Origin of the sequence: Pseudomonas fluorescens, assembly GCF_902497875.1 — a bacterium.
Lineage (GTDB): Bacteria > Pseudomonadota > Gammaproteobacteria > Pseudomonadales > Pseudomonadaceae > Aquipseudomonas > Aquipseudomonas fluorescens_BR.
The window spans coordinates 38099-48182 of record NZ_CABVHY010000044.1; the positions used below are offsets into that span (position 1 = coordinate 38099).

The 10084-nt window shown below is 62.0% G+C and carries 7 protein-coding genes; 2 read left to right on the forward strand and 5 right to left on the reverse strand.

Annotation, left to right across the window (positions count from 1 at the left end):
• Positions 1–82 precede the first annotated feature (82 nt).
• Positions 83–4405 carry a DEAD/DEAH box helicase gene (locus F8N85_RS30515; RefSeq protein WP_150807162.1) on the reverse strand — a complete coding sequence of 1441 codons (4323 nt, stop codon included), beginning with the start codon at positions 4403–4405 and terminating at the stop codon, positions 83–85.
• A 248-nt stretch (positions 4406–4653) separates the two neighbouring features.
• Between F8N85_RS30515 and F8N85_RS30520 the strand changes: the two genes are divergently transcribed.
• Both F8N85_RS30520 and F8N85_RS30525 read left to right on the forward strand, forming a co-directional pair.
• Complete coding sequence (locus F8N85_RS30520) at positions 4654–5538, forward strand: sugar nucleotide-binding protein (protein ID WP_150807163.1); 885 nt, start codon at positions 4654–4656, stop codon at positions 5536–5538.
• Positions 5531–6460: an NAD-dependent epimerase/dehydratase family protein gene (locus F8N85_RS30525; RefSeq protein ID WP_150807164.1), complete on the forward strand. Its 930-nt coding sequence runs from the start codon at positions 5531–5533 to the stop codon at positions 6458–6460. Before F8N85_RS30520 ends, F8N85_RS30525 begins: the two co-directional genes overlap by 8 nt.
• Before the next feature lie 60 nt (positions 6461–6520).
• On the opposite strand, the gene F8N85_RS30530 is transcribed toward F8N85_RS30525, so the two are convergent.
• The 4 genes from F8N85_RS30530 to F8N85_RS30545 all read right to left on the reverse strand — a co-directional run bounded on the left by F8N85_RS30530 (position 6521) and on the right by F8N85_RS30545 (position 10009).
• Positions 6521–7204: an OmpW/AlkL family protein gene (locus F8N85_RS30530; RefSeq protein ID WP_150807165.1), complete on the reverse strand. Its 684-nt coding sequence runs from the start codon at positions 7202–7204 to the stop codon at positions 6521–6523.
• Positions 7205–7433: 229 nt separating this feature from the next.
• Positions 7434–7952, reverse strand: coding sequence for a DUF3299 domain-containing protein (locus F8N85_RS30535; protein WP_150807166.1), 519 nt, complete (start codon positions 7950–7952; stop codon positions 7434–7436).
• A 79-nt stretch (positions 7953–8031) separates the two neighbouring features.
• Positions 8032–9297 (reverse strand): ABC transporter permease, encoded by a 1266-nt coding sequence (locus tag F8N85_RS30540; RefSeq protein ID WP_150807167.1) that lies wholly within the window; start codon positions 9295–9297, stop codon positions 8032–8034.
• Between the two features lies 1 nt (position 9298).
• The gene (locus F8N85_RS30545; RefSeq protein WP_150803151.1) at positions 9299–10009 is read right to left on the reverse strand and encodes an ABC transporter ATP-binding protein; all 711 of its coding nucleotides are present in this window, start codon (positions 10007–10009) and stop codon (positions 9299–9301) included.
• Positions 10010–10084: the final 75 nt, after the last annotated feature.

Consider the following 10084-nt stretch of genomic DNA (forward strand, 5'->3'; position numbering starts at 1 on the left):
CTCATACAGACCTCGCCGCTTCCTTCGCGGGCAAGCCCGGCTCCCACAAGGGTTGATGTTGTTCTCAAGTTCAATGTGGTTCTCAGGTGCGATGCTGGATCAGTTTGTTGCGCAGCTCTGCGCTGGCCTGCTGATCCAGTTCCAGCCAGTAGTACTGCTTGCCGGCGATTTCCGCTGCAGCAGGCAGGCCGTCGCGATACACCAGTCGATTGCTGGCCAGTGCCGGGACCTTGTTGCCCGGCAGCAGCGTGCCAGCGAGGTTCAGCGGATCGACACCGCAGACTCCGATCAGGCTGCCGTCATGGGGCCGCCGACGTACTTCGCGCAATAACGGAATCGCCTCTGGCAACGCGAATTGCTCGCCCGCCAGACCACTGACAAAACGTCCTCCGCGAATCTCGCCTCTGGCCTCCAGCCGATGGAAAGTGCGCAGCAGTTCGCGCCAGCTGGGCAGCCAATCGGCCTCGCGCTCCAGCAGACGCCAGAACACCACGCCATAACGCCGCAGCAAGGTCATTGCGACATGCTCCAGGGTTGCCGCTGGCGTTTGCCCGGGACGAGTGACTTCGCTCACCGCAGTCGGCGCCGTTCGGCGCAACAGGGCCCAACGCCCGGCATCGTCCATGCCGCCGATAAACGCCCCGCGTCCACGACGACCGCTGCGGGCCTGGCGTTTGCTCGCCGGGGTAATCAGCGCGCGCAACCCGGCGAAGCTGTCGGCATTTACCAGCCCGGCGCCCACCAGCTCCTGCAATGCGCTTTCCAGTTCGCTGCGCAGCAGATGGGCTTCATGCAGCAGTTCGTCGAAAAACAATGCGCCCTGTTGACTCAAGGCCAGGTGGACCTTTTGGGCTTTTGGTGACAACTCGCTGCTGTCGGTCTGTTCGGTCAAACTACTCCAGAGCGCCACCTGGCTACGCGGCAGCAACACGATCGGGGTGCTGCGCAGCGCCGCACTCGCCGGTTTGCTGTGCGCGGTCAAACGGCTCCAGACCAGTTTGCCGCTGCGGCACAGGTCATCCAGCCAACTGGCGCTATAACCCTTGAGGCGCGCCGGCAGAATATCGCTGTCCCAGGCCGCGGCCGCCGCCGGATAGCCTTCGAACTGGCTGACGATTTCTGGCAAAACGGCACTGCCCTGGCCCTGGGTCGAATTGGAAACATGCTGCCAGTCGAATAGAAAACGCATGAAGTCCTGCAACGCTACCGGCTCGATTTCCCGGCGCAGGCGTCTGACCGTGTAGCGATGAATGCGCGCCAGCAAATGCCGCTCGCACCATTGATCCTGAGTTGCGCCTGGGCTGAAGCGGCCGCGCAGCACGTATCCTTCAGCTTCCAGTTGCGCCAGGGCCTGAGTGATGCGGGCCGGCGGCAGCGCCAGCGGTTCGGCGATCTCGCTTAGCGGCAGCGGCCCGAACCCGCTGAGTCTCGCGCGGATCACTTCCACCAGCGCCTCATCGCCATTCCACGCCTCATCGAAGCCGGGCAGGGCCTGCAACTCAGGTTGCAACAGAACCTGGGGATAGAGCGTGCGCAGCAGCGTCAGACGTTCCAGTGCCAGCCACAACGATTGCCCGGCATTGATCTGCAAGCGACTGGCGCGACCAGTGTCGGCCAGGGCCTGCAGCCAGGTCAGCCACTGCTCATTGGCTTGCGCCTCGGCATCAGTAATGCACGTCAGGCTCATCAACGCTTCGTGCATTTCATCGGCACCGGTGGGCGTCGGCCAGGCTTCGTCGCGCACCGCTTGAATCGCCTCGATATCCAGGGCACCGAGGTCATCGGTCGATTGCGGGTCGCTCCAACGGCGGTTGAGCACAGCCTGGGTGCGCCGCTCTTCCAACGGTGCGTCATCGAGAAAGGTGTAGGGCCGCGCGCTCAGAATCTCTGCGGCCAGGGGCGAGGGGGCCGGCAGGTCGCGGCTGATCAAGCGGATTTCGCCGTTCTCCATGCGTCGCAGCAAGGCGAGCCAACCTTCGCTGTCCATGGCCTCGTGCAGGCAGTCATCGAGGGTTTGTTCCACCAGCGGATGCTCGGGAATTTCCCGTTCCCCTGCGAGGTTTTCCAGGCAGGCGATCTGATCGGGAAACACGCTGGCGATCAGGTCTTCGCTTTTCATCCGCTGGATCTGCGGCGGGATTTTGCGGCCGCCGCTATAACGTGGCAGGGCCAGTGCGACGCCGGCATTCCAGCGCCAGCGCACGCCGAACAACGGCGCCTCCAGCACGGCCTGAATCAGGGTGTGCTCGGCGCTGTTGCTGTTGAGGTAGCGCCAGACTTCATCCAGCTCGAAGCTGTGGCTGGTGGACAGCGACAACACGATGGCGTCCTCGCTGGCGGCGGCCTGTAACTCGAAGTTGAAGGTACGGCAAAAACGCTTGCGCAGCGCCAGACCCCAGGCGCGATTGATCCGGCTACCGAACGGGCTGTGGATGATCAGCTGGGTACCGCCGGACTCATCGAAAAACCGCTCCATGATCAGCGTGTCCCTGGATGGCAAGGCGCCCAGGGTCAAACGTGCACGCGCCAGGTATTCCACCAGCTGCCCGGCGCTGGCGAAATCCAGGCCGAGGCTGTCGGTCAACCAGTCGAGACTGCTTTGTAGTTCGCCGGGCGTCGCGCCGAGCAATTCATCGAGGCGGGCTTGCAAGCGCGCCACGGCGAACGACAGTTCCGCACTGCGCCCCGGTGCTTCGCCGAGCCAGAAGGGGATGGTCGGCGGTTGTCCCTGGGCGTCTTCGACCCGAACCTTGCCGGTTTCGACCCGCAGGATCCGGTACGAGGTATTGCCCAGCTGGAAGATGTCGCCGGCGATGCTTTCAACGGCAAAGTCCTCGTTGACGCTGCCGATGTTCAGACTCTGGGGTTCCAGCAGGACGCTGTAGTCGGCGTTGTCCGGGATGGTTCCGCCGCTGGTCACGGCGGTCAGTTTGCTGCCGCGCCGGCCGCGCAGGGTACGGGTCAGGGCATCGCGATGCAGGTAGGCGCTACGGATGCCCTGCCGACCGTTGTAGCCCTCGGCGAGCATCCGCAATATGGCCTGGTAGTGCTCTTCATCGAGCCCGGCATAGGGCCAGGCGCGGCGGATCATCTCCAGCAACGGCTGCTCTTGCCATTCCTGGCAGCTGACTTCGGCGACGATTTGCTGGGCCAGAACATCCAGCGGTGCCGTGGGGATCAACAAGGTGTCGAGTTCACCGCGGCGCACGCAGTCGAGCAGGGCCGCGCATTCGATCAGGTCATCGCGGGTGGTGGCGAACAACCGTCCCTTGGGAGTGCCGCCGACCTGGTGTCCGGAGCGACCGACCCGTTGTAGGAAGGCCGCGATAGAGCGCGGCGAACCGATCTGACAGACCAGGTCGACATCGCCGATATCGATGCCCAGTTCCAGCGATGCGGTGGCGATCAGCACTTGCAAGTCGCCTCGCTTGAGCCGTTGTTCGGCGTCCAGGCGGAACTCCTTGGCCAGGCTGCCATGGTGGGCCGCCACCGCTTCTTTGCCCAGACGTTCGCTCAAATGACGGCTCAGGCGTTCGGCCAGGCGCCGGGTGTTGACGAAAATCAGCGTGGTCCGGTGTTCGCGGGCGAGCACGGCGAGCCGGTCATACACCAGCTCCCAGACGTCATTGGCCATCACTGCCGATAACGGCACCGGCGGCACCTCGATGGCCAGGTCCCGTGGGCGGGCGTGGCCAATGTCGACAATCTCGCAAGGGCGGTCGCGACCTGCCAGAAAGCGCGACACTGCTTCGATGGGCTTTTGCGTGGCTGACAGACCGATGCGCATCAAGGGTTCGCGACACAGTGCTTGCAAGCGTTCCAGGCTCAGGGCCAGATGACTGCCACGCTTGCTGCCAGCGATGGCGTGAATTTCGTCGACGATCAGCGTGCGCACGCTGCCGAGCATGCGTCGGCCGGAGTCCGAACCAAGCAACACGTACAACGATTCCGGGGTTGTCACCAGAATATGCGGGGCACTTTTACGCATGGCCGTGCGGTCTTTTTGCGGGGTGTCGCCGGTACGCACTGCGGTGTTGATCTGCAACTGAGGCAAACCCATGCGCCGCAATTGCTCGGTTATCCCCGCCAGCGGGTTTTGCAGGTTGATCTGAATATCGTTGGACAGTGCCTTGAGCGGCGAGACGTAGACCACCAGCGTTTCGTCCGGCAGTTGGCCACCGTGCTCCAGGCCGCGATGGACCAGGTCATCCAGCACTGCGAGAAACGCAGTCAGGGTCTTCCCCGAGCCGGTGGGCGCGGCGACCAGGGTCGAACGGCGCTGGCGGATCAACGGCCACGCCTGGGCCTGAGCGGCGGTGACCGAGGGGAAAGTCGCGTTGAACCAGGCGCTGACGGCGGGGTGAAAACCCGTCAGGGCGTTGTCCGCTGATTCGGGAAGATTCATGAAGAGATTTATGCGGGTGGACACGCAAAGTTGCAAGTCCTGACCCAGGATCGTCATGGGTTCCAAGGTCGTCTTCGCGGGCAAGCCCGGTCCCACAAAGACCGCGCAATACAGCGGATATACTATTTACGGGTGACGGTTGCGCTGGAAACCCGCAAAATGCAACGATTCTGGTCATTATCAACGGTAAGGCCCATAAGGCTTTGCGATAAAACCATCGTTCTACACAGACTGGGCCTGCTGACTCTATGCGAATGCGCCTTATGTTACTGGGCGGCGGAAATGCCCTTGGGCAGGCGCTGATTCGCCTCGGTGCGGAGGAAGACATCGGTTTCCTCGCCCCCCGTCCGCCAGAAGCCGGCTGGGATGCCGCGAGCCTGACGCAACTGCTCGACGACACCCGGCCGGATGCTTTGATCAATCTTGCGTACTACTTCGACTGGTTTCAGGCGGAGTCGGTACCCGAGGCGCGCCTGGCCGGCCAGGAACGGGCGATCGAGCGGCTTGCCGAGCTGTGCAAGCATCACAACATCGTCCTGCTGCAACCGTCCAGCTATCGGGTGTTCGATGGTTCGCGGGCCACGGCCTATAGCGAAAAAGACGAACCGGTACCGCTAGGCTCGCGTGGCCAGGCCTTGTGGCGGATCGAGCAGAGTGTCCGTGCGACCTGTCCACAACATGTGTTGTTGCGATTTGGCTGGCTGCTCGATGACAGCGCCGACGGAACCCTTGGGCGTTTCCTTGCGCGTGCTGAACAACCTGAAGAATTACTGATGGCCGATGACCGGCGGGGCAACCCGACGCCGGTGGATGATGCGGCGCGAGTGATTATCTCGGTGCTCAAGCAACTGGATTGCTCGGCACCGCTGTGGGGCACCTACCACTACGCCGGGCAGGAAGCGACCACGCCGCTGGCATTGGGCCAGGCGATCCTGACCGAGGCGCGTCAGCTACACTCGTTAGCAATTGAGTCGCCGACTGCACAAGCCCATGCCGCGCGCCCGGATGCTGCCGAAGAGCCACAGCACGCGGTATTGGCCTGCAAGAAAATTCTCCACACCTTCGGGATCAAGCCGCGCGCCTGGCGAGCGGCACTCCCGGGCTTACTGGATAGGTTTTATCGCCATGGCTGACGGCCCTGTTTTGATTACCGGCGGTGCTGGTTTTATTGGTTCGCACCTGGTCGACGCCTTGCTCGCCAAGGGTCATTCGGTGCGGATTCTCGATGACTTGTCCACCGGCAAACGCAGCAACCTGGCACTGGACAACCCTCGGCTCGAACTTATCGAAGGTGATGTCGCCAACGCCGCTCTGATGGTGCGGGCCATGCTCGGTTGCCAGGCGGTCGCTCATCTTGCGGCCGTGGCTTCGGTGCAGGCCTCGGTAGATGACCCGGTGCGCACCCATCAGAGCAATTTCATTGGCACCCTGAATGTCTGCGAAGCGATGCGTCAGGCCGGGGTCAAACGTGTGCTGTTCGCCTCGAGCGCAGCGGTCTATGGCAACAATGGCGAGGGTGAGTCGATCGACGAAGACACACCAAAGGCACCGCTGACGCCTTATGCCGCGGACAAACTGGCGAGCGAGTACTACCTCGACTTCTACCGCCGTCAGCACGAGCTGGAGCCGGTGGTGTTCCGCTTCTTCAACATCTTCGGTCCGCGCCAGGATCCGTCATCGCCGTATTCCGGAGTGATCAGCATTTTCAGCGAGCGGGCGCAAAAGGGTCTGCCGATCACAGTATTCGGTGACGGTGAGCAGACTCGCGATTTCGTGTATGTCGAAGACCTGGTGGACGTACTGGTGCAGGCCATCGAGGCGCCGCAGGTGGAAACGGGCGCGGTCAACGTCGGGCTGAACCAGGCAACCACGCTCAAGCAAATGCTCGCAGCCCTGGCCGAGGTGGTGGGGGAGTTGCCGCCGGTGACCTATGGTCCGGCGCGTTCCGGTGATATCCGTCACTCGCGGGCGAATAATCAGCGGCTGCTGCAGCGTTTCAAGTTTCCTGAACAGACACCGATGAGTGTCGGGCTTGCGCGGTTGCTGGGGCGTTGAAGCTTTATTGAAAACATGAAAAAGGCGCCCGGTTGAGGCGCCTTTTTTATTGTCGTTGACTCAGAACTTGTAGCCGATAGCTACCATGTAGACCCATGGATCGACGTCCACGTCGACTTTGGTGCGGCCGACGCCCAGGGCGGTCGGGCCGTCAACGCTGGCTTCGGTGTCAATGTCGACGTACCAGACCGAGGCGTTGACCAGCATGTGTTCGGTAACCATGTAGTCGAAGCCCAGTTGCCCGGAGATACCCACCGAATCCTTCAGGTTCAGGTTGCTGAAACCTTCGTTTTTACGCTGGCTGGTCAGTTCTTCGTCGAAGAACAGGGTGTAGTTGATACCGACACCGGCATAGGGCTGGAACCTGGACGAAGCATCCAGCGGGTAGTACTGCAGCGACAAGGTCGGGGGTAGTTGTTTGACGTCGGCAAGCTTGCCGTCCAGCGCCGGGCCCAGGCCTTTGACGCCGACTTCGTGCTCGAACGGTGTGGCCGCCAGCAGTTCGAGGCCGACGTGGTCGGTGATCATGTAGGCGAATGTCAGGCCCAACTGGGTGTCGCTGGTCAGGGTCGCTTTGGTGCCGGAAACCTTCGCTCCGTCAAGTTTCAGCTCACCGCTGTCTTCGTTAGGCGCGGTGGTAATGGCACCGGCACGAACGATGAAATCACCGGCTTGGTGAGCGTGAGCAAGCGGGGCTGCGAGCGCGAGGGCAAACAGGGAAGCGCTAAGCAAAGACTTGTGCATGGAGGCTCCGAAGGACGATTCAAGTTGTCTGCGTCCAATGGTAGAGAGCATCAGGAACGAGGCTTTGACTCAGCTCAATGAAACCGTGATGGCCAAAAAAGATCGCAGCCTGGCGCAGCTCCTACGCCGATTGAGTACCACCGCGGACTCATGGGTGTACGCGCGCCCTGTAGGAGCTGCCTCCGGCTGCGATCTTGGCGCCATCGCGGGCGACGCATAACGGTCGGTCTTACTCCGGCAATTCGTACACGTAAATCTTCTCGGCATCCATCTGATACCCGGCATCCGCCAGTTCACTGCTGGAGGCCTTGACCTGCAGCGCCCCCTCGATCCAATAGGGCTGATACAGCTCGTCGAGTTTCACCCCGACCTCGCTTTTGACGTGGACGATCTGGTTCGATGGCGGTGGCGGCACGTGAATGCAGGCGCCGAAATACGGCACCAGCAGAAACTCCGTGGTGCGGCCTTCTTCGCTGACTTCCAGCGGCACGATATAGCCAGGCAGCCTGATGTCCTTGCCGTCGAGGCTTTTCACTACCGGTGCGTTGGGCATGTCCTGCCTGGCCGCAGGTGCAGCTTCGGCGGCCAGGGCGTCGCCGAGTTTCGACAGGTCGTGCAGCGGTGTCATGTTCGGGACTTCCGGCGCCGCATCCGGCGGGATCATTTCCGACCAGGTCAGGTCGATCGGTTCGGCGGCCCACAACGGCATGGCGACCAGCAATAACAGCGCAAGCAGGGCGCGGGACATGACGTGGCTCCTCATAAAACGGGTGCTCATAAACAGAGAGCGATAAAAAGGGCGGTCATAAACAGATGCTTATAAACACTCACAAACGAATGGACAGGCCATCGGCCAACGATTGTCGATAGGCGCGCCAGGCCGGCACGCAGCCCATCAGCAACGCGGCGAGCAGGATACCGCCAAGTAGCGTCCACTCATATTCGCTTGGCCAGGCCAGCGGCAGGTACAAACCGTAAGTCGACTGCACATAACCTTGCGCCACGGCGATGCTCAGGTACAACAACCCCAATCCGGCAATTACCCCGGACAATGCCAGGGCAAAGGCTTCAAGCACCAGCAGGGTCGCGATATGCCACGGCCGGGCGCCGACCGAACGCAGGATCGCCATCTCTCGGCGGCGTTCGTTGAGGCTGGTGAGAATCGCCGTGAGCATGCCGATCAGCCCGGTCAGCACCACGAACAAGGAAATCACAAACAAGGCTTTTTCAGCGGTGCCCATCAAACTCCAGAGTTCCTGCAAGGCCACGCCTGGGAGGATTGCCAGCATCGGCTCGCCACGGAACTCATTGATCTCGCGCTGCACGGCAAAGGTCGAAATCTTACTGTTGAGTCCGAGCATGAACGCGGTGATGGCTTGCGGTGTCAGGTCCATGTTGCGTGCCTGATCGGCGCTGATGCGACCGTTGCCCCTGGCCGGCGCGCCGTTCTGCCAGTCGATATGGATGGCTTCCATGCCGCCGAGGCTGATGTGCAGCGTGCGGTCCACCGGGGTGCCGGTGCGCTTGAGAATGCCGACCACGGTGAACGGTTTGTCGTCGTGTTTGACCAGGCTGATCACCGCCACGCCGTGGGCCAGCACCAGTTTGTCGCCGAGTTTGTAATGCAGGGCGTCAGCGACCTCGGCACCGAGTACCACTTCAAACGGGTCGCTGGCGAAGGCGCGGCCTCCGGCCAGTTGCAGGCGTTGTTGACGACCGTACTGGTAGTGCTGGAAGTAGGCGTCGGTGGTGCCCATCACTCGATAACCTCGATGGGAATCGCCGAGGGACATCGGGATCGCCCACTTCACCTTCGGGTTGCTGGCGAAATGTTCGAAGCTGTCCCAGCGGATATTATTGGTGGCGTTGCCAATGCGGAACACCGAGTACAGCAATAGGTTGACCGATCCGGAACGGGCGCCGACGATCAGGTCCGTGCCGCTGATAGTACTGGCGAAACTGGCGCGGGCTTCGGTGCGCACACGCTCGACCGCCAGCAACAGGCACACCGACAAGGCGATGGCGAACGCGGTAAGGATCGCGGTGAAGCGGCGGTTAGCCAGGCTGGCCATGGCTAGACGAAACAAATACATCTCAAACCTCGAACGGTGTGGCGGCGCGATTGAGTTCGGCCAGCGACAGATTGCGATCGAACAACGGCGCCAGGCTTTGATCGTGGCTGACGAACAACAGGCTGGCCCCTGCATCGCGGCATTCGGCGAACAACAAACGGATAAACGCCTCGCGGGCGTCATAGTCCAGCGCCGAAGTCGGCTCGTCGGCGATCACCAACTCCGGCTGGCCGATCAGCGCCCGGGCCGCGGCAACCCGTTGTTGCTGGCCGATGGACAATGAATCGGCACGTCTGCCAAGCAGTGCTGGATCTTTCAGCCCCAGGTGCGCGAGCAGCGTGGCAGCGGCCTGATCGACACTGCCGTGGCGCTGGATAGCACGGCTGGCGCGCAGTTTCGAGAAGTGGCAGGGCAGTTCAACGTTCTCGCGCACCGAGAGAAACGGCAGCAAGTTGAACTGCTGGAAGATGTAGCCGGTGTGATCGACCCGAAAGTGATCGCGGGCGCCGGCGCAAAGTTCGGTCAATTCCTGGCCGAGCAGGCGAATGCTGCCGCGATCGGGCTTTTGCACCCCGCCGAGCAGGCCGAGCAGTGTGGTCTTGCCGCTGCCGCTGGGACCTTTGAGGAACAGCGTTTCACCGGCGTCCAGGCGAAACGCCGGGATGTCCAGCAACTGCGGATGTCCTGGCCAACTGAAGCTCAGGTCAGACAGTTCGATAAGTGCTTGGGTCATGTGAAATAGATATCGTCTGTGAAGTCATACGCGGTCCTTGTGGGGGCGGCGGTGCGGCGATCCGACTTGCCCGCG